The organism is Okeania sp. (genome assembly GCF_983059655.1).
In genome coordinates this window covers 1-20,115 of the sequence record NZ_CEZPJD010000054.1, presented here as the reverse complement: position 1 = coordinate 20,115, position 20,115 = coordinate 1, and the positions used below count along the sequence as shown (strand labels likewise).

18 protein-coding genes are annotated in these 20,115 nt (G+C 35.8%); 5 read left to right on the top strand and 13 right to left on the bottom strand.

Going from position 1 to position 20,115, the window contains the following annotated elements:
* Positions 1–217 precede the first annotated feature (217 nt).
* The 4 genes from AC3DU7_RS05690 to AC3DU7_RS05675 all read left to right on the top strand — a co-directional run bounded on the left by AC3DU7_RS05690 (position 218) and on the right by AC3DU7_RS05675 (position 3,360).
* The gene (locus AC3DU7_RS05690) at positions 218–1,042 is read left to right on the top strand and encodes an RNA-guided endonuclease InsQ/TnpB family protein (protein WP_488038384.1); all 825 of its coding nucleotides are present in this window, start codon (positions 218–220) and stop codon (positions 1,040–1,042) included.
* Positions 1,043–1,055: 13 nt separating this feature from the next.
* The gene (locus tag AC3DU7_RS05685; RefSeq protein ID WP_488038383.1) at positions 1,056–1,394 is read left to right on the top strand and encodes an RNA-guided endonuclease InsQ/TnpB family protein; all 339 of its coding nucleotides are present in this window, start codon (positions 1,056–1,058) and stop codon (positions 1,392–1,394) included.
* Between the two features lie 359 nt (positions 1,395–1,753).
* Entirely contained in the window at positions 1,754–2,398 is a 645-nt protein-coding gene (locus AC3DU7_RS05680; RefSeq protein ID WP_488038382.1) for a peptidase, read from the top strand.
* 377 nt (positions 2,399–2,775) lie between these two features.
* Entirely contained in the window at positions 2,776–3,360 is a 585-nt protein-coding gene (locus AC3DU7_RS05675) for a DJ-1/PfpI family protein (protein WP_488038381.1), read from the top strand.
* Between the two features lie 472 nt (positions 3,361–3,832).
* Here the strand turns inward: AC3DU7_RS05675 and rpoD are convergent, their stop codons facing one another.
* The 13 genes from rpoD to AC3DU7_RS05610 form a co-directional block, all read right to left on the bottom strand.
* The gene (gene rpoD, locus AC3DU7_RS05670; RefSeq protein WP_488038380.1) at positions 3,833–4,999 is read right to left on the bottom strand and encodes an RNA polymerase sigma factor RpoD; all 1,167 of its coding nucleotides are present in this window, start codon (positions 4,997–4,999) and stop codon (positions 3,833–3,835) included.
* A 2,164-nt stretch (positions 5,000–7,163) separates the two neighbouring features.
* Positions 7,164–7,940 carry a M23 family metallopeptidase gene (locus AC3DU7_RS05665; protein ID WP_488038379.1) on the bottom strand — a complete coding sequence of 259 codons (777 nt, stop codon included), beginning with the start codon at positions 7,938–7,940 and terminating at the stop codon, positions 7,164–7,166.
* 1,094 nt (positions 7,941–9,034) lie between these two features.
* A complete protein-coding gene (locus AC3DU7_RS05660; RefSeq protein WP_488038378.1) occupies positions 9,035–9,421 on the bottom strand; it encodes a hypothetical protein in 387 nt (128 codons plus the stop codon).
* A 138-nt stretch (positions 9,422–9,559) separates the two neighbouring features.
* Entirely contained in the window at positions 9,560–10,546 is a 987-nt protein-coding gene (secF, locus tag AC3DU7_RS05655; protein ID WP_488038377.1) for a protein translocase subunit SecF, read from the bottom strand.
* 402 nt (positions 10,547–10,948) lie between these two features.
* A complete protein-coding gene (gene secD, locus AC3DU7_RS05650; protein ID WP_488038376.1) occupies positions 10,949–12,331 on the bottom strand; it encodes a protein translocase subunit SecD in 1,383 nt (460 codons plus the stop codon).
* 143 nt (positions 12,332–12,474) lie between these two features.
* Positions 12,475–12,879 carry a SecDF P1 head subdomain-containing protein gene (locus AC3DU7_RS05645; RefSeq protein ID WP_488038375.1) on the bottom strand — a complete coding sequence of 135 codons (405 nt, stop codon included), beginning with the start codon at positions 12,877–12,879 and terminating at the stop codon, positions 12,475–12,477.
* 83 nt (positions 12,880–12,962) lie between these two features.
* Positions 12,963–13,688, bottom strand: a complete 726-nt coding sequence (locus AC3DU7_RS05640) for an RNA-guided endonuclease InsQ/TnpB family protein (protein ID WP_488038374.1) — start codon at positions 13,686–13,688, stop codon at positions 12,963–12,965.
* Complete coding sequence (locus AC3DU7_RS05635; protein ID WP_488038373.1) at positions 13,678–13,866, bottom strand: hypothetical protein; 189 nt, start codon at positions 13,864–13,866, stop codon at positions 13,678–13,680. The genes AC3DU7_RS05640 and AC3DU7_RS05635 overlap by 11 nt, the downstream gene beginning before the upstream one ends.
* A 21-nt stretch (positions 13,867–13,887) precedes the next feature.
* Complete coding sequence (locus AC3DU7_RS05630) at positions 13,888–14,181, bottom strand: helix-turn-helix domain-containing protein (RefSeq protein WP_488038386.1); 294 nt, start codon at positions 14,179–14,181, stop codon at positions 13,888–13,890.
* A gap of 118 nt (positions 14,182–14,299) precedes the next feature.
* Positions 14,300–14,488, bottom strand: coding sequence for a hypothetical protein (locus tag AC3DU7_RS05625; RefSeq protein WP_488038372.1), 189 nt, complete (start codon positions 14,486–14,488; stop codon positions 14,300–14,302).
* 649 nt (positions 14,489–15,137) lie between these two features.
* Positions 15,138–16,121 carry a pyruvate dehydrogenase complex E1 component subunit beta gene (locus tag AC3DU7_RS05620; RefSeq protein WP_488038371.1) on the bottom strand — a complete coding sequence of 328 codons (984 nt, stop codon included), beginning with the start codon at positions 16,119–16,121 and terminating at the stop codon, positions 15,138–15,140.
* A 254-nt stretch (positions 16,122–16,375) separates the two neighbouring features.
* On the bottom strand, positions 16,376–17,476 hold the full coding sequence (locus AC3DU7_RS05615; RefSeq protein ID WP_488038370.1) for an RNA-guided endonuclease InsQ/TnpB family protein: 1,101 nt from the start codon (positions 17,474–17,476) through the stop codon (positions 16,376–16,378).
* Positions 17,388–17,579: a hypothetical protein gene (locus tag AC3DU7_RS05610; protein WP_488038385.1), complete on the bottom strand. Its 192-nt coding sequence runs from the start codon at positions 17,577–17,579 to the stop codon at positions 17,388–17,390. The genes AC3DU7_RS05615 and AC3DU7_RS05610 overlap by 89 nt, the downstream gene beginning before the upstream one ends.
* Positions 17,580–17,736: 157 nt before the next feature.
* On the opposite strand from AC3DU7_RS05610, the gene dnaA reads away from it, so the two are divergent.
* Positions 17,737–19,104, top strand: coding sequence for a chromosomal replication initiator protein DnaA (gene dnaA, locus AC3DU7_RS05605; protein WP_488038369.1), 1,368 nt, complete (start codon positions 17,737–17,739; stop codon positions 19,102–19,104).
* Positions 19,105–20,115 lie beyond the last annotated feature (1,011 nt).

The window sequence follows — 20,115 nt, the reverse complement described above, 5'->3', positions numbered from 1 at the left end:
GATATATCTGAAATAATTCCCAACAATATGCTATATTATAGAGCTACTGCGTAAACCTTATTCTATTTGTATAATGTTTATTAACAGAATAGTATCGGTTTATTTGCAGTTCTTTATTCCAGAAAATTAGGTATAAAGCCTCGCCCATAAGCGGGCGATTTTTAGTTGGTTTTATTTCAATAAATATGTTATTATACTGTTAGTTCAGATAGGAATTATGAAAACTAGATTTAGATATCGTATCTATCCAACACCGGGACAAAAATACCGATTGGCAAAGCTATTTGGTTGTGTCCGTGTAGTTTGGAATGATAGTCTAGCTTGCTGCCAAAAAAAGTATACTTCAGGAGAAAAGAAACCCATTAATTCTGAGCTACAAAAGCTTTTTATTACTCAAGCTAAAAAGACTGAATACAGAGAATGCTTGTCAGATGTTTCTAACATACCATTGCAGCAATCATTGAATGATTTAAACCAGGCTTATCAAAACTTTTTTAAATCGACTAAAGGTCAGAGAAAAGGTAGACCTATTAGACCTCCTAAATTCAAAAGTAGAAAGTCAAAGCAAACTGCTAGGTTTACAAAGGGAGGATTTAAAGTTGGTCAACATAAAGTTTATTTGGCTAAGATTGGAAAGCTGAAAATAGTATGGTCAAGAGAGTTACCTGCTGCTCCATCATCAGTAACAGTAATTAAAGATTCAGCTAATAGATATTTCTTGAGTTTTGTAGTAGAAATACAACCAGAAGTCTTACCTCAAACTGATAATTCAGTAGGTATAGATTTAGGTATCAAAACCTTTGCCATATTTAGCGATGGCACAAAGGTTGATGCTCCTAAGCCACTGAAGAAACGAATTAAGAAGTTAAGAAAGTTAAGTAAGTCATTATCTAATAAAACTAAGGGGTCTAAAAGGTATGAAAAAGCACGGGTTAGAGTAGCTAAATTCCATGCCAAGCTGAAAGATACAAGGACTGATTTTCTACATAAATTATCTACTGAAATAATTCGTGAAAACCAAACAGTTGTTTTAGAAGTATGACAATGTATCTGGTATGGTTAAGAACCGCAAATTATCCAGAGCAATTTCTGATTTAGGTTGGAGAACATTCAGGACTTTTTTAGAAGGAAAAGCAGAAAAATATGGTCGCGATTTCAGAGTAATTAGTCGTTGGGAGCCAACATCCCAAGTTTGCTCAAATTGTGGCTTTAAAGGTGGGAAGCTAGACCTTCAGGTGCGAGAATGGGAGTGTCTCAACTGCGGTGCAAAACATGATAGAGACGAGAATGCAGCAATAAATATATTAGTCGCGGGCGGGCAGTCCGAGACAAAAAACGGACGTGGAGGCAAGCGTAAGACTACCGTCAAGGTAGCAGCAGCCTGTGAAACGTAAACCCACCGAAGAGCTACGGTTCAGTAGGAATCTCCGTTCCTTCAGGCCGGAGAGGATGTCAAACCAGAATTATTACCAGAGGCACTGGCTATAGCTCAACAGATTCAGTCTGAGAGATATCATGCTCAAGTTCTCAGTGCTTTGGCTAATAAACTCTCACGAATGCCAAAAACTCAACTTTACCCCCTTTGGCAAAATACCCTTCACACCCTATCCCTTAGCACTCGCCCCGACTTACTCTCAGACATAGCAGCATAACTCATACCTTTGTTCATAACATATCACTTTTTTCCATAATGTTTGTTAACAGAATAGTATCGGTTTATTTGCGCTTATTTTTTCTAGGTTTTGCTGTTTGGATGCTAGCTTTCTATTTTTTGATTTCAAATCCTAATGTAGAGGTTAATGCTCAAGATTTACCTCCTCTAAAAACTTACCCCTTACCAGCAACTTTGGCACAATGGAATGACACCAGTAATAGCGGTGATTATTTCGATCGCATTGAAGTTCAGGATGTAGGTTATTTAATTTGGTCGCAGTTTCCCATTAAAGTTTATGTCGAATCTTCCAATAATGATGAGTCTCGCTCTCGTCAATGGGTTAAGACTGTAATAGATGCTATCTGGGAATGGAATACTTATTTACCCTTGCAAATAGTAGATAACCCAGAAATTGCCGGTATCAAAATTTTTAACAAACGACCTCCTTTAACCCCCGGAAATTTAAGAGCGCGTTCTGCGGAGACTCGCTATCAGCTACATGAAGATGACAACGGAACTTTATCTCAGAGTTTCATAATTTTGTTAAGTCCAATGCAAGTAGGTAAATATCTCCCTGCCGCTGCTCGTCACGAATTCGGTCATGCTTTAGGTATTTGGGGTCATAGTCCTGAAAAAACTGATGTTATGTATTATTCTCAGGTAGCAGAACCTCCTCCTATTTCCGCTAGAGATATTAACACCCTGAAGCGGATTTATTTGCAAGAAACTAGATTAGGACTTTAAGAATTTAGAATTTAGAATTTAGAATTTAGAATTACCTCTTCTTATAAATTAAGAGGATTGGATCGATGGATTTTTTTTCTTTTTTCTACATTCATGGAGAAGCTTTATACCAATTTGAAAAAAGAATTCTACAAAAAGGTAGACTTTACTCGAATATGCTTAAAAATAGCAAATTAAGTTCATTTCAGATAGTTATTTATATTGTTTTTCCTTTTTTTTTCAACATTTATCCCTTCTTCCTTCTTTCCTCTTCTTTTTTTCTTACTTCTACCATTTGTAACAAACATTTATTAAATTGGTATTATACCTAAATTTTTCGGTAAAATTCATAATGGAAAAAGCTTTAATTAATCAATAATCAAGAGGAGTTTAGAAATATGGCAGCAAAAAAAATTCTGATGTTAGTAGGCGACTATGTAGAAGACTATGAAGTAATGGTACCTTTTCAAGCATTACAAATGGTCGGTCACACAGTACACGCTGTTTGCCCTGACAAAACTTCCGGTCAAACTATCAAAACTGCTATTCATGACTTTGAAGGTGACCAGACCTATAGCGAAAAACCAGGTCACAACTTTACTTTAAATGCTACATTCGATGACATAGACCCCAGTGAATATGATGCTTTAGTCATTCCTGGTGGTCGCGCTCCAGAATATATTCGCCTCAATGACAAAGTTTTGACAATATGTCATCATTTTGCCGAGAATAACAAAGCGATCGCTTCTATTTGTCATGGTTTACAAGTGCTAGCTGCTGCTGGCGTTTTAGAAGGGAAGCGTTGTACTGCTTATCCAGCTTGTAGCCCTGATGTTTTGAGAGCAGGTGGTAAATATGTAGAAGTAGCTGTAGACCAAGTAGTAGTTGATGATAAGTTAGTTACAGCTCCTGCCTGGCCTGCTCATCCGCAATGGTTAGCAGCATTTTTGCAAGTTTTGGGAACTGATATCAAATTCAGTTGAATACTTATTATATAGTTGGGGTTGAGGAGTAGGGGAGTAGGGGAGTGGGGGAGATTGAAGTAATTATAAAATTATCAACATATCAAGACTTACGCATAACTACCACATACAGCCGTTAACCCCTACAAATGGTCTATACTCAGAAAACTAAGTATAGCACTACAAGTGCGTTGCTGAATCGAAGTATGAATGCGCGATTGTTTGGTTCTGGTAAGCCCCCGCGCATCCCCCAAAATTGGGGGACTTTTAGAGTTTTATTCCCCCCAAAGTTGGGGGGTTAGGGGAGCAAAATCATACCCAGAATCAGCAACGCCAGCACTACAAGAATTGGGCGCGGACATTTTTCAATGCATAAGAAGTACAGAGATTAGCAGTTGAATGAATGCAAGTGCGTGCATCTTACCCGCGATGAGTGTACCTCATAACGCGCGGAAACTGCTATAATAGATAACTAACTAACTTCCTAACTTCTCTAACGAATATATTCTTTAAGGATACTATTACGATTTGGATGTCGTAACTTCCTAAGAGCTTTTGCTTCAATTTGTCGAATCCGCTCGCGAGTTACATTAAATATTTGACCAATCTCTTCCAAAGTTTTCATCCGACCATCATCCAAACCATATCGTAAGCGTAATACATCCCTTTCCCGTGGACTTAAACTATTTAAAACACTTTCCAAGTCTTCTCGTAGTAAATTTTTGGATACTTGGTCTTCAGGAGTTTCCCCATCTGATTCAATGAAATCTCCAAGTCGAGAATCTTCTTCTTTACCGATCGGAGTTTCCAGAGATATTGGCAGTTGAGCTGACTTAGCAATAAAACGCAACTTTTCTATGGTCATTTCCATGTGAGTTGCTATTTCTTCTTCTGTGGGTTTGCGACCCATTTCTTGAGAAAGGAGTTTGGTCGTTTTCTTAATCCGGGATATCGTTTCATACAGATGAACTGGTAGGCGAATAGTACGAGATTGGTCTGCGATCGCTCTGGTAATAGCTTGACGAATCCACCAAGTTGCATAGGTACTAAATTTATACCCTTTTTCATGGTCAAATTTTTCTGCGGCTCGAATTAATCCCAAGCTACCTTCTTGAATCAAATCTTGGAATGACAAACCTCGGTTCATGTACTTTTTGGCGATGGAGACCACTAAACGCAGGTTCGACTGTACCATTTTTTCTTTAGCTCTACGTCCAAGTATTAAGCGACGCTTAAACTTTAACAACTCCATGTCTACAGCGTCTGCCCACTCACTAACTTGTGGTTCCCGGTCTAAATGGTACATTAGTTCTTCTCGAATTCGCTCCAATTCCAGCAAATCTGCAATTTTACGCGCCAGTTCGATTTCTTCATCAGCTCTTAATAGCCTAATTCGTCCTATTTCTTGTAGATAAAGACGAATAGAATCTTCTGTATAATGCTTTTTTTTGCCCGCAGCCGCAGTCTTAGTACGAGACTTAGCAACTTTACCAGACTTTAGGTAGTTCTCATCAGACTGAGCATCTGTATATCCTTCTTTCTGTGTAATTAAGATTTCTAACTCATTATCTGGTTGTCTGGCTGGGGTTTGCGGAAACAATTCGCTAGGATCTAGCTCAGGCTGAATGGTGGTTTCGATTACGTTGTTAGTCTGGATCATGTCGCGTTCCTCATGCTCCTTAAATTGAAGAATAAATTACTTTACAGAAGTTTTCTGTCTATCTGAAGACAGTATAGCTAGTGACCAAACCTATATGGTTTATGTTTGTTCTGGAAAATTAGGCAGTTCGCTACATAAGCTTTGAATAGATATTTATTCAGGGCTTACTTTATTTATATTGAACTTTTTTTCCTCGTATTTAGAGTGTCAGATTCTGGTTGGTAGTCATGCCAACATCATTTTCATTATCCTCACTAAACTGTGTTGTAACTGCTCTTGCGTCTCACAGGCCAATGCTCTTTTAGGGACATTCTCAAAGAAAGTTCGTCTATCAAGACGATTCAAGTCTTATTTAGCCTTTCTGGTTCTGACAAACCTTTATCTCCTCATTGAGAAGAACCCGCATAGTTACCTTTTTTCCCATAACTTACTTTTGCGTAAGTATACAGATTCAAAATTTTTACTAGCAGACAAGTATGAACTATTCTGAAACTTTTATCTGTCTGACTATTTTGCATAAGTCATGTTTCTGATCTTTTACTGATAGTTTTGGCTACAGTAAGAGTTTTTCTTTGTCCGATTAGAGCCATAACTTTACTTTCTAGTTAGCATATCTTTATGTTAGTTAGTTGGGTAGGAATCGACACATACTGAGAGTCTGAGCGTAATCTAGCATTCTGTTTGCTATTACCAATAAATTTTTACGCTTTAAGCTATTTAGAATATGTAAAATAACTAAAGCTTCAAGCCTATTAACAATAAAAGGAAACAGACACAGCCAATTTCAAATTCAAGAAGCGGTCAGCACTCAGCAATTATTTTTTTTACGTTGAAAAGGAGATTTTAACTCCTCCTCAATCATCCAGCTTATAGATAGAAACTGAGGATTTTAACCCAGAGCTACTAAAAGCTGATAGCTAGTTAATTCATCAGCTACCCATTCTCAAAAATGACAACTATTCAGACATGAAGGGTGTACCTCATAGTTGTCCCCCTTTCCATCCCCACTTTGGAGGTAAGAATTTAGATGAGGGTTTTTATTTCTAATCTAACAGATGACAAATAATATGCTAACCATAAACTTTTTACCCTATCCCAAAAAGGGACTAACCATAGCTATTACTTTTTTCTATTATACCTCCTTTTTTTTCTTCGCATTTACTCTTGCTATTACATCTCCTGTTCATCTTAGGGTTTTTGCTAAGATTTCTAGGTGAATATTTTTATTAGTTTAATGCTAGCAATAATTTATACATTAATTACCTCCACTATTTATCATGTTGAATTTAGAGAAATATTGCTAGTTTTTTCATACATGGAACTTAATTTTAACTATAGATAAAAATTTTGCCAAGCTGCGGATAGCTTATATTTTCAAGACTTGAATATCAGTAAGAATACTGATTCCTATATTATTATAATTAATTTTACTCTATCTGCCATAGTTGAAATCTAATTAGGGGAAAACTGAGTACTTCCCAGTTTAACAACTTAATTCGATCAAAAGTCACTCTTAATTATCCTCATACCTATGATTTTTTTGTAGTTACGGTCATTACATATCCATCTTTGTTATTTATTCTTCTGTAATCTAACACAGGTTAATTAATTATTTTAACTTTCATCTTAATTCTCACACTGTAATGTCAATCTTTAGATAATACCAAATAATTTCTATATTTGTAATTTGTTCATTGTTTTATTGTAACTTTGGAGCTAACCTGTGAACAAAAAAACTCTCTAGGTAGACTTCATAATCTGAAAGATATCTAAATTTAGAGATTTTGCTACTGTAAATAATACTTATCCTTATAAATCAATGACTATGATCGACTCTTCCCATACCTGGTATTATAACAGATACTCCTTATATTTAAGTTATCTCAAACTTTACCAATTAGGATTAAATATTACGTTAAGAGAAATTAATTTTTTGATGTTAAAAAGTTACCGTTGAGATTTATTAGTCAACTTTTGTAAAAACGATCTTAAGATTTTGAAAATAGAAAATATGAAATCAATTCATTTCAAGGGCTAAATATGAATATGGTTAATATTAACTGCTAAACATCAAAAAATAACAGACTACAATTTTTACCAGAAATTGATATTTATTAAGATTGATTAATTTAAGCGTGTCTTTCTCATATTTATATATTTCTTCTCAATAAGAGCCTTTTCTCAAAAATTTGATGTAATTTTCAACAAAAGGGCGAGTAATCTTTCTGTTAGTAATTCTTTGCCCACTATGATAGTGAATCTGAGCATGAACATGATAGCCAGAAGTTCTTCCTGTAAGTCCTTGAATACCAATTGCTTGTCCTTTCTTGATTCTTGTTCCTATTCTTGGTGGAGAACCTTGAACTAAATGGCCCATCAACCAATAATAATTAGTCCCGTCACACATAAGTTCAACTATCTGACCTGCACCTTGGGCAGTTGTAAAACTTCCATTTTTGCCTTGAAATCTAGTTCTACGAATAGTTCCTTGACAGGGCGCTGGAATAGGAATTTTTAATTTACCATTTTGCTCTAGAGTAAAATCGTAAGCTCCAGGAGGAGTATCGTCAATAAAATAGGGTGTATGAACTACATAAGGGAGAAACCGATCGGATTTGCCATAGTATGGAGGAAACAATGGACTAATTTTTGGGAAGTTATTTTGTACCCATTCTTGAACAATGTCAATTTTTTTTATAGTTTGCTCGAAAATTTTGACTCCTGTTTTTAGGAAAGGAGCTAACACTGTTATATAGATCAAAGATATAAAGATCAAAAAAACTAAAAAATTTTTAATACTGCCAGTATGACGATTATCTTTTGTATGATATGCAAGTTGTTTAATTATCAAAAAAAATGGTAATTGAGCGTGTCTTCTTGAATTTTTAGATATTTCCTTATGTTTTAATTTGAGCAGAGATTTTTTTGAAAAAAATTGCATAATTTAATTTTTATTATTACAATCAATTGGGAATTAAAAGACAATACGGTTAGACAAAACTGAAGATTGTTCTTAAAAAAGTTATCTTGATGTATCAAAACTTATAGACTATCCTATTCCTTCTTAAAGGAAACTATGTACCAATTAATAGTTTTGAAACATACTCTAACCGTAGAATTTCAAGAAGAAGATTAATGAATCTTAGTATTTTTCTAGTTTGATATAAAATTCTTCATTCTGTATATACTAAATTCCAGATATTGAGAGTAAAAAATATAAACTTTTAGACTTTATTTCTATATATATTAGTAAATTAGTAATCCTCAATCATTTGTAAAATATTCAAAACATACATAATTAAGATTGAAACTTTTCCTTCTATAATCTGTTGCTTTTGTTTTCTGGATAAAAAATTGTCTGTTATACAGTAATTTAATTTGAGTGGCTTCAACAAACTGGCAGCTTTTAGGTAAAAGGTGATAATGCTAGAGGCAATATGTAAGAAAGTTTGCCCTGCTTTTTACTTTTAGTAAATAACCAACTCTTGCTTGATATCTCGTTTTAAAAATCTATAGTAGTTTTAATTTAGTTATATAGGATACAGATGCTAAGGTGCAAAGGTAGCTATAATTAAATTGACTTAGTTAGTTATATGCGTATCAAATAAGGTCAGCTAATCTTAATTACTTTTTTCCTCATCCTCCAAGCTAAATAATCATAATCGACACATACTTCTAGTTTATAGTATTTAAAAATCAAAAACTGTAGTAATTATACTACTAACTAATACCAATTTTATATGAAGTGTCACAGAATTAGGTGTTTAGGTACTGGGTATAATACTAATTTTATCTAAAAATGACATAGAACTATTAAATTGATTGACTTATATATCTCGATCTAAAATCAACTTTGATTTCTGATTAAAGTATCATTCTATGCAATTTCTTATAGATTTGCTATGAGGAAATAGCAAAAAATCAATCATCTAATTCTTGGATTCCTTATTATCCTTGCTAGCCTAAATTGTTTATGCCTGTTACCTTTTCCTTGTTCTAAAAAAATATATTTTGATTTAAGGTCCCTAATCTGAATTAATTTGAGTTATCTTTAATTACCCACTTCCATAAAATATTAGTAGGACCTTGGGCACTAATCTGACGTACTTGTTCTTCTAAACGCTTTTGTTCTTCGGGAGATAAACCCCAAAGAATATGTTTACTTTGCCAAACTAAAACAGCAGTTGTCATACCAATGCACAAACTTAAACCAAGTGTCGGTAACCTATGATAAATCAAAGCGTAACGTACAGCAATCCAAGTAAAATGCTCTGCCCACAAAGAAATTTCTCTACGTAAACTCCAGAGACTTAGAAAACCAATACTCATCCAGAGCAACCCAACTATCAGCCATCTAACGTAGATGATTAGTCTGTAAAGTCTTTCAACTCGTACTTTTAACACTGGATCATCTTTGTTCATTTTGAATAAGAAATAAGCAAGAGGTAAAGACCTCTATGATATACCAACTTAATCAAAGACTATGACAAAACTTTTTACAGGGAATGAGGAAAGAATCAATCATTATAATTTTTAAATTATCATTTTCCAGAGTTATTTTTAAATAGTATTTTCTTGGTCTTCTACTAATTGAAAATTTTCTACTACTGGGTTAGGAATAGATTGACCAATACGCTCGCGCCACCAAGCTAAAAGTGTACTAGCAATAAAAATACTAGAGTAAGAACCTGCAATAAAACCAATAATTAAAGCTAAGGCAAAATACTTTAAAGTTTCACCACCAAATAGAAGAATACCTACTAACGGTAATAAAGTAGTCACAGTTGTATTAATCGATCTGGTAAAAGTTTGATTGACTGCATCATCAACAATACTATCTATTGATTCTCCTGGATAGCGCTTAATTACTTCCCTAACTCGGTCATAAATTACCACGGTATCGTTAACCGAAAATCCAATAATAGTAAGTAGGGCAACCAAGAATAAACTATCTACCTCAACACCAACTACTAAACTAATAATTGAAAAAATGCCCACCGTCACTAATATGTCATGGAACAGAGCGACAAAAGCAAATACTGCATAGTCCAACTGGAATCTAAAAGTTAGATAGACAGTAATAGCAAAGAAAGCAACTAGGAGAGCTGATAGCCCAGAAGTAAAAATTTGCCGTCCCAAAGTAGGGCCAACAGTATCAATTTGTGTGGAACTTGGATCGAATTCACCAAACTCTGAACTTAAAGCAGCGATTAATTTAGTTCTCGCATCAACATCTAGAGTTTTGGTGCGTATATCAAGAGCTTGTCTTTCTTCTCCTACAACTTGAATCTTACTATTACCTAAATCTCGATCGCTCATTATTTCTCTAACAGCAGCAATATTAATAGCTTCATTACAACTGTTGGGCATATTGCAATCTAGTTCAAGTTGCAGGCGAGTACCACCAACAAAATCTAAACTTGGACGTAAAGGAGCTGCAATATCTGGCCTAGTCCAAGAAATGACCATGGCAATTAAACCACTAATGATAATGGCTCCTGAAATTGTCCACCATAGCGATCGCTTTTCAATAACACTTATTTTCATTTTTTACTGATCTTATAGCGCTGCACGCTAGGGTATAGGGAACTTTCAGCAATTAATAATTAATAATCACCTCTCCTTTAAAACGGATAGGATTGACTAATCATAAAAATTTTTCTTTATTATCCCCTTAAAAGGAGAAGCTTTACACCACAATTTTTCGGTAAAAGGGTTTTAGGATTGAAAAATGTCCCTGCCCAATTCTTGTAGTGCTACATAACTTATTTTATAGAATAGGTGATCGAGAAATAGCTCAGGTCAAGGTACAAAATGTTAATTCAACTATTTACAGTGTTTCATCTGTAGCAGGTCAAGATGCCCGCACTGTGTAAATATCGGCGACGGCCGTTTGCTGGCCTATATTCCGTAACACTTTTACTCCTAACCTGACTTCCGAGTCCTAATTCAATTTAACTCAGGACAAAATAATTTTGGTTTGCGGAATTGAGAAAAACCGATCGCCCAAAACATTAGAGTACGACTACAAGTAACAGCAGTAAACATACTAATAGCTACACCAATTCCCAAAGTTAAAGCAAAACCTTTTACCAAACCAGTTCCTAACCAGAATAGTGCTATACAGGCAATCAAGGTTGTAACATTACCATCTAAAATGCTGGAAAAAGCCCGATAAAAGCCAGATTCTACAGAACGATATAAAGTTTTACCAGCTCGTAACTCTTCCCTTGTCCGTTCAAAAATCAAAACATTAGCATCAACTGCCATACCAATACTCAGAATAAAACCAGCAATTCCTGGCAATGTTAAAGTTACCCCCAACAGAGCAAAACTAGCAATGGTAAACAGAGAATAGATAACTAAAGCTACATCAGCAATTATCCCAGGAAGTCGATAATAAAGTACCATAAATATTAATACCAGAATTAGGCCACCAGCTCCGGCGTAGACACTACGCTGAATACTATCTCGGCCTAGAGTCGCCCCAACAGTTCGATTTTCCACAATTTCTACTGACACAGGCAGTGCCCCACCTCGGAGTTGTACAGCTAATTCATTTGCTTGTTCGGCTGTAAATCTACCTTGAATTATCGCATTACCACCAGTAATTCCTGTTTCTGCAAATTCTGGACCTACAGTAGGAGCACTTAAAAGTTGGTCATCTAGAAAAATACCGATACTACGTCCAGTTCCTGCTAAATTTTTGGTAAGTTCTGCAAACTTTTCTCCTCCTTCTGAAGTGAAACGCAGAGCCACATTCCAAGTCTGTATACTTGGTGGTTTATCGGGGATAGCATCTGTTAGTTCTTCCCCTTTGATAGTGGGTTCTTTAAATAGTTCGGCGATCGCTTGATTTGTTTTTTTTAGAGATTCTAAATTTGTAGCTATGGCTTCTTCATCTTCACTATTTCTCAATAGTTCTTGCTCTACTAAACGTTGTCTTTGTATTTGGTATTCAATTGCTAACTGTTGCTCAGTACCCTGTAATTGTTCGCGGAAGTCCAGTTGAGCGGTACCTCCTAAAACCCGTTCGGCTTGTTCTGGGTCATTTACTCCTGGTAGTTGGACTAGAATCTGGTCTTGTCCTAGAGATTGAACTACTGATTCTGATACACCAAGACCATTGACCCGATTTTCCACAATTCTCAGCACTCCTTCCATGACTCGCTCGTCAATAGTAGGAACTTCCTCAGAGGTTTGTAGTTGAATAGTGAGTTGTGACCCACCTCGAAGGTCTAATCCCAGTCGAATCGGAATTTGACTCAATACTGTCACTGATGCTATTACTAGAACCAGAATTAAGGCTATATATGAATTTTGTCTGCGCATGATTTGACTAGCTGAAATCAGTATTTTGATAATTTAGGACTTAGGCAAAAACACTACTTATGGTAAGCAAAAACTATAACGTTATAGATATATAGTGTATACATCTCAAAAATGTATAATTCTTGTAACTGTTATTTTATTTTTTATCTAATGGGCAGGACACCCCCACTTAGTTCTATGGCCAATTCTTTTGCTTGTTCGGCCGTAAATCTACCTTGAATTACGGCCTGTCCACCAGTGATGCCTGTTTTTGCAAATTCAACACCAACGGTTGGGGCACTCAATAATTGGTTATTGAGAAAAATGCCGATACTACGTCCAGTTCCGGCCAGATTTTTGGTCAGTTCGGCAAACTTTGTTGCCCCTTCTGGTGTAAAATAGACCGTTATATTCCAATTATCTGTACTGGGGACTGGTTCAGGTACAGGACCTCTGATGTGTTGGTTGTTAATGATAGGTGGTTTGAATAGTTCGGCGATCGCTTGATTTGTTTTTTCAAGGGATTTAAGGTTTTTAGCGATGGCCTTTTCATCTCCACTGTTTCTCAATAGCTGCTGTACAATACCTATACAATTCCGGCACTCACTAGGTAAAACCTGGTAATGCAAGTCTTAGATGTTTGCTTCTTGCTTCAACCTGGTCGGCCGCCCTCTTCCAGTTCACAAGCGTAAATTCGGGCACAGCCTTCCCTATTTTCTTGATTAACTTCCCCATACTGAGATAACACCAGTGCCGCATTCAAGTCCCGGTCTATTCTCATTCCACAATGAGGGCAATTAAAGGTGCGGTCTTTTAGCTTTAATTCTTGGTTAATACAACCACAATTATGGCAAGTTTTGGATGACGGAAACCACTGGTCAGCTAGCACTACTGTCCCACCAGAGCTTACGATCTTGGTTGTCAATCGTTGTCTAAATTCATAGAGTCCAAGCCTTGCTATTGATGCTGCCAATTTAGTGTTTTGCATCATCCCTTTCACATTTAAGCTCTCTAAGCAGACCTGCTTAATTTGAGTTACTAATTTTGTAGTAGTTTTCTCTATGAAATCCTTACGCACGTTCTTCACACGACTATGGTACTTCGCGAGTTTTTTGTAGTATTTAATCGCATTTTTTGAAGGTGGTTTACCTTTACCTCCTAGTTGTTTATTGCGATTGCGCCATTGAAACTTAGGCAGGTTTAATTGCTCTAGTTTAATAGAGTCTGGAAGGCTTACAACTTCGTTTTTCCCCTTTTCTTGGTTTGCTATACTTGCAAATTGTTTGACTCCAACATCTATACCAAAAGTTTCGTATTGTCGCTCATCTAATAGAGGATGAACTGGCAACTGCTCGGCTTCAATTGCTTTAACTAACAAACCATTTTCCCCCTGTTCTACTAATAGTAAAAGTCTGACTTGCTGTGGAGTAAGGTATTGATTCCCATAATCGAAAAGTTCCTAATGTTGGTATTTTAATTTTTTTACCAGGACTAATAGTTACTTTTCCATTACTGTCATAAACCGTAAAAGATTGTCTGTCTTTTTTCCTTTTCAATTTAGGATATTTACTGATTCCCTATTTCGGTTTAAATGCTTCACCTAGATGTTGAAAAGCGCTTTGATAAATGCGAGAGGAATAATCATTTGTCCAGGCATATTCTGGTTGCTTTTTCACATAGTTAGTAAAGACTTTTTTAGCTTCTAAAATGCGTAATGTGTCACTCAAGCTAACTTTCTGACCACGCTTGTTAACTTTGGTCATGGCAGAAGTTCCATTAACCATACTGAGGCCATAGTTGTAAACGAAACGAGTATAACCAGCACATTGAGCCATAAGTGATCGCTCCTGATTACTGAGTTTTAATTCCAATTTTTTGGCGTACAATCAAATCACCTCCAACCACATTGTCAACTATTTTTTTGGCTAAGTCAAAAAAATCCCCATCAGATGTGTCAGTTATTGCCGGAAATTGCCATAGATATTGATACTAGCAATCAGCTCCTTCCATGACTTGCTTGTCAATGATAGGAAATTCTTGTGAGATTTGTGGTTGAGTAGTTAGTTGCGACCCACCTCTGAGGTCTAATCCTAAACGAATTAGAATCTTAGTTAATACTGTGACGGATGCTATTACTAATAACAGGATTAATGCTAGATATGAATTTTGTTTTCCCATGATTTGACTGGCTGATTTTTTTTCTCTAGCTTGAGTGAATTAATTATTAATTAAGTAGGGCTTACCGATCCAAGATAAAAGCACTGACAGGTAATTTTTTTAGCTTTTTTTTGCTATAAACAAAGTGCAACTTTTTAAGCTTGAGCAACCAAAAAATTAGAATAAAAGGCAGAATAATTACAGCAGAATTAAGGGATAAAATATCTGACTACCTACTCTCAATTCCCTATTATTCCTTAATATGTCCTCCTAGCCCTTACCACAAGACTTATTCAGTAAAACCTAAGTAGAGATATAGAAAAAACCAAAGTAGATTAGGAAAAAGTGAAATTGCCTAAAAATTTTTCTCTGTTCCATAAATATTTCATCATAACGATAATTTTAAACGCCTGCCCTTGATTAATTCTTATTAATTGTTAATTATTTTACAGGGAATTTATAAGTTTAATTGAACTTAGAGATAGAGGCTCCAGAAAGAACATCTATCTCTATATAGCGCTTTTCACATGGATAGACTACAGTTAGTTATGGGCAACCCAAAAGCATTTTTCTACTCCCTACTCCCTACTCCCTACTCCCTACTCTAAGTGCCAAAAATAATTTTGTGGTCTACTCAAATGAAAAGCGCTGTAAAATAATTAACAACTGCTTAAACTCGCATTGCTACCATTTTTTGTACTGCTTCAACAATCTGCTCTGGTTGTACAATTGTCAATCTTTCTAGCGTACCGTTATAAGGTGTCGGAATATCTTGTGAAGATAAACGTAAAACTGGTGCATCTAGTTCATCAAATAACCTCTCATTAATTGATGCAATTAACTCAGCACCAATACCACCTGTTTTCATACACTCTTCGACAATAATTACCCGGTGAGTTTTCCGAATAGAAGCACCAATAGTTTCAAAATCTAGAGGTTTGAGAGATATTAAGTCTATTACCTCTGGGTCATAACCCTGCTTTTCCAAACTTTTTACTGCTTGGGTAACGTGGTGACGCATTCGAGAGTAGGTCAAAATAGTTACATCTTTTCCTGTCCGTACCACTTCTGCTTTGTCTAGAGGTAACAAATATTCCTCTTCTGGCAAGTCTTCCTTCAAATTGTAAAGGAGGACGTGTTCAAAAAATAAGACCGGATTATCATCACGGATAGCTGCTTTGAGTAAACCTTTGGCATTGTAGGGGGTTGAGCAAGCTACTATTTTCAGACCAGGAACAGCTTGAAAGTATGCTTCTAATCTTTGGGAATGCTCTGCGCCTAACTGGCGACCTACACCACCAGGGCCACGAATAACTAATGGTATTTTGAAGTTACCACCAGAGGTGTAGCGCAACATTCCAGCATTATTAGAAATTTGGTTGAAGGCTAGTAGTAAAAAGCCCATATTCATGCCTTCAATAATGGGTCTTAACCCAGTCAGAGCTGAACCTATGGCCATTCCTGTGAAGCTATTTTCTGCAATGGGAGTATCAAGGACACGCAGTTCCCCATATTTTGCATAAAGGTCTTTGGTAACTTTGTACGAGCCTCCATATTGACCTACATCTTCACCAAGAACATATACAGCCTGGTCACGGGCCATTTCTTCATCAATGGCTGCACGGAGAGCATTAAATAATAAAGTTTGTGCCATCTAAGGGTTTGATTATATGAATTTTAGGTAACAGTTCCCAGACTAATCTCACGATTAGAAATGGGCTTCTCAATGACTCGACCTAATTGTTTAGGACATGGCATAGAGCTTTGTCAATCATTCTGCTCTAGCAAGTAAGCCCACTTTCAGTTTCGGGTTTTTGAGCTAGTTAGATGCTAATATTAACCTTTTAATGGATTGCTTGATCAGCTCGATGATAATTTTACTATTTGATTAGTAGCAAAAAGGCAGTATCAGCTATATTGCTGAGTGACATACTCCCACACGCTTGCTGGCGCTATAGTGTCGGCTTCTCGTTTCGTAGCCCTGCCATTGCATCGGGATCCACGAGCTTTAAGGACGGAATGCCCTACCGCCCTATTTTTGATATTTATCGCTGCATTCCAGTCGCGGTCTATGACAATACCACAATGCGGACAACAATGAGTTCGTATGTTTAATTCTTTATGGACTTTTTCCCCACAATTTGAGCAATCTTGGCTGGTATTTTTAGGGTTCACTCCTATAGTTTTCTGTCCAGCATTTCCAGCTTTGACAGTCAAAATAGACAGAAATTGACTCCATCCAGCATCGTTAATTGACTTACTCAAACGGGTCTTTGCTAGCCCTTTAATGTTTAAGTTTTCATAAGCAATAACTTCGGCTTTTGATAACAATTGATTGGCTGTTTTTAAATGAAAGTCTTTACGTCGATCGGCTACTTTTTTATGTTGTTTAGCAACAGCTTTAACAGCTTTCAACCATCTTTTGCTTCCTTTCTTTTTACGGGATAAACGTTTTTGTAGTGTCTTTAATCGTTTCTGAGATGAGCGATAGTATTGAGGGATGGGGATAGACTCTCCTTCACTTGTTACTAAGAATTCTTTCAACCCCATATCAATTCCCAGAGTATTTTTTAAGGTAGGTTCAACTTTACTTGTTAAAGCTGGAACTGATTGATATTCTAGGGATAAAGTTACATAATAACCATCTGCTTTACGACTAATCGTCACTGTTTTAATTATAAAACCTTCTGGTATTGGACGATGCTGAATTAACTTTACCTTTCCTATTTTGGGCAAATTAATTTTATTTCCTTCAATACAGTTTTGTTTGATTTGAGGATAAGTAAAACTGCGATAACGTCCTTTTCCTTTAAACCTTGGTTTCCCTAATTTATGTCCATTTTTGTCTGCTTTAAACCATCTATCAAAGGCAAGTTTTACCCGTTTTATGCAATCCTGCAGGACCTGAGAGTGAATTAGCTTATATTCCGGAAATTTGTCTTTGGTATTGACTAAATCTTTTTTTTGAGAGTAATAATTTGGATGGTCTCTTAGTTGAGAGATTGGCATGCGCCTTGGGGCAGGCGTTAACTGGGCAGCGATTTTCTTCCCACCATGAGAATCTTTCACCTAACCGATAGTTGTACTGCCGACGCAACAATTCCAACCACATTTCTATGGTGGCGATTTGCTCTTTTTTGGGCCTTAATTTATATTGGTAAGCAGTGCGCATGGTGGAAAGTTTCCGGGGTTATTGCAATATCATAATATAAACTGCTTCAAATATTTAATTGATTTTCTATTTATATTAATATAAAAAGGGGTTAGCAGTGGAAATTTCTCTTGATAATTTGTGGAACCAAGTTTTAGAAAGATTGCAATTACAATTAAGCCGACCTACTTTTGAAACATGGATTAAAACAGCCAATGCCCAACAACTAGAAAATAACTGCTTGGTAATTTGTACCCCTAACCCTTTTGCTCGAAATTGGTTACAGAAATACTATGTAAAAACTATTGCTGATGTTGTACATGATATTCTCGGTCATCCTGTAGAAATTTATCTAACTACGACAGTGGGAGAAAGTACGGGTAAAGATAATTCAGAACCTATATGGTCAGAAAATAAGGTTGCCGATCTTTCAGAAAGTTTATCTAATCAAAAGCCTAAGCCAGCAAATCTAAATCCGAAATATATGTTTTCTAGGTTTGTGGTTGGTCCTAATAATCGTATGGCTCATGCAGCTTCTTTAGCGGTAGCTGAGTCTCCTGGACGAGAGTTTAATCCTTTATTTTTATGTGGTGGAGTAGGTTTAGGAAAAACTCATTTGATGCAAGCTATTGGTCATTATCGTTTGGAGATTTTGCCTGAATCTCAAATTTTTTATGTTTCTACGGAAAAGTTTACTAATGATTTAATTGTCGCTATTCGTAAAGATAGCCTCCAAAGTTTTAGAGAACATTATCGAACTGCTGATGTTTTGTTGGTAGATGATATTCAATTTATTGAGGGTAAAGAATATACTCAAGAGGAGTTTTTTCATACTTTTAATACTTTGCATGAAGCTGGCAAACAAGTAGTCTTAGCTTCTGATAGACCTCCTAATCAAATTCCTAGTTTACAAGAACGTCTTTGCTCTCGATTTTCTATGGGATTAATTGCTGATATTCAAGCTCCCGATCTGGAAACTAGGATGGCAATTTTACTGAAAAAGTCTGAGTATGAAAATATGATTTTGCCTCGGGATGTAATTGAGTATATCGCCTCTAGATATCCTTCAAATATTCGGGAATTGGAAGGTGCTTTGACTAGGGTTGTTACTTATATTTCTATTTCAGGTTTGCCAATGACTGTGGAGAATGTCGCACCTATTTTAAATCCACAAAATGAAAAATTAGAGGCATCTCCAGAAGCAGTTATTAAGGCTGTTTCAGAAGTTTTTAATGTGTCTATAGAGGATTTAAAAGGAAGTTCTAGAAAACGAGAAATTAGTTTGGCAAGACAAGTTGGAATGTTTTTGATGCGACAACATACTGATTTAAGTCTGCCAAAAATTGGGGAGGTTTTTGGTGGAAAAGACCATACAACTGTTATATATAGTTGTGATAAGATTGCCCAGCTACAAAATAATGACTTAAGCTTAGGCCAAACTCTCAGACAGTTGAGCGATCGTATTAATTTTGCCAGTCGTCATTAGTTAAAATTCAAAAGTCAAAAGTAAGAAGTCAAAAGTAAGAAGTAACGAAGTAACTAGAGTAAGTAGAACGGTGCAAAAAAACAGCAAGTTAGTAACGAAAAGTAAATTTGCCAAAAACTCTCTTCCCTTCTGCCTTTTGCCTTCTGCCTCCTGCCTTTTTATAACGATAATTTTCAATACCGACCTACTTATTATAAGAATTCGGTAGCTTAGTGGGTATTTATACTGTACGAATTATCTTTATTTAACTTTCTCATTCATCAAAATTTTCAGGAAAATATTAAGCATAAATACTTACTAAATTGTTAAATTCTATTGACTACTACAATTTTTTTCTTACTTTTGACTTGTATTTTTATGCTACATTTTTGTCGTGTGGAATGTAGGATTTATGCTTAACATTATAGCGCTACGCGCAATTCAAAAGTCAAAAGTCAAAAGTAATATCTGACTGAGTTTGAGAATTTATAAATGTCCTAACCTAAATCCGTAGTGCTATATCACTGATAATTTGACTTCCGAAATTACCTATCTTTGAAAAGAAGAGGATTGACTCATATGAAATATTTATACGACTTTTGACGATAAAATTTAAACTTTCGACTTGTGGAAAACTTGTGGAAAACTTGTGGAAAAATATGTAATCTGGACTATAATTGGAGTTTGCTGAAAAAGTCTTTTTTTCAGAGGAGGAGCCAGAATTCAAGAGGAATGAGAATTATAGAAGAAGTAGTCAGAAGAACCGTCTCTTGATTTTTATGCCATAATTGTCCCAAAATACTAGCTTTATGCAGCTCTTTAGACCGAAAAGCTTGCACTTTTTTCGATCAAAAAAGGCTGAAACCAATATCAGTCAATGCTTTAATATTTAATCAGCAAGCCCTAATCGGATCAAAACAACTATAGCGCTACGCAAATATTTTAGGACATTCCTCTATTCCATATTCCCAGATCCAGTGTTCCCTTACAACTAAAATTTATTGTTTTAACCAAAAAACGTAGTGCTATAAA

Excerpts from the sequence above, each read along its gene's own strand:
- AC3DU7_RS05690 (WP_488038384.1), top strand. The coding sequence starts at position 218 with ATGAAAACTAGATTTAGATATCGTATCTATCCAACACCGGGACAAAAA.
- AC3DU7_RS05685 (WP_488038383.1), top strand. The coding sequence starts at position 1,056 with ATGGTTAAGAACCGCAAATTATCCAGAGCAATTTCTGATTTAGGTTGG.
- AC3DU7_RS05680 (WP_488038382.1), top strand. The coding sequence starts at position 1,754 with ATGCTAGCTTTCTATTTTTTGATTTCAAATCCTAATGTAGAGGTTAAT.
- AC3DU7_RS05675 (WP_488038381.1), top strand. The coding sequence starts at position 2,776 with ATGGCAGCAAAAAAAATTCTGATGTTAGTAGGCGACTATGTAGAAGAC.
- rpoD (WP_488038380.1), bottom strand. The coding sequence starts at position 4,999 with ATGATCCAGACTAACAACGTAATCGAAACCACCATTCAGCCTGAGCTA.
- AC3DU7_RS05665 (WP_488038379.1), bottom strand. The coding sequence starts at position 7,940 with ATGCAATTTTTTTCAAAAAAATCTCTGCTCAAATTAAAACATAAGGAA.
- AC3DU7_RS05660 (WP_488038378.1), bottom strand. The coding sequence starts at position 9,421 with ATGAACAAAGATGATCCAGTGTTAAAAGTACGAGTTGAAAGACTTTAC.
- secF (WP_488038377.1), bottom strand. The coding sequence starts at position 10,546 with ATGAAAATAAGTGTTATTGAAAAGCGATCGCTATGGTGGACAATTTCA.
- secD (WP_488038376.1), bottom strand. The coding sequence starts at position 12,331 with ATGCGCAGACAAAATTCATATATAGCCTTAATTCTGGTTCTAGTAATA.
- AC3DU7_RS05625 (WP_488038372.1), bottom strand. The coding sequence starts at position 14,488 with ATGGGAAAACAAAATTCATATCTAGCATTAATCCTGTTATTAGTAATA.
- AC3DU7_RS05620 (WP_488038371.1), bottom strand. The coding sequence starts at position 16,121 with ATGGCACAAACTTTATTATTTAATGCTCTCCGTGCAGCCATTGATGAA.
- AC3DU7_RS05615 (WP_488038370.1), bottom strand. The coding sequence starts at position 17,476 with ATGCCAATCTCTCAACTAAGAGACCATCCAAATTATTACTCTCAAAAA.
- AC3DU7_RS05610 (WP_488038385.1), bottom strand. The coding sequence starts at position 17,579 with ATGTGGTTGGAATTGTTGCGTCGGCAGTACAACTATCGGTTAGGTGAA.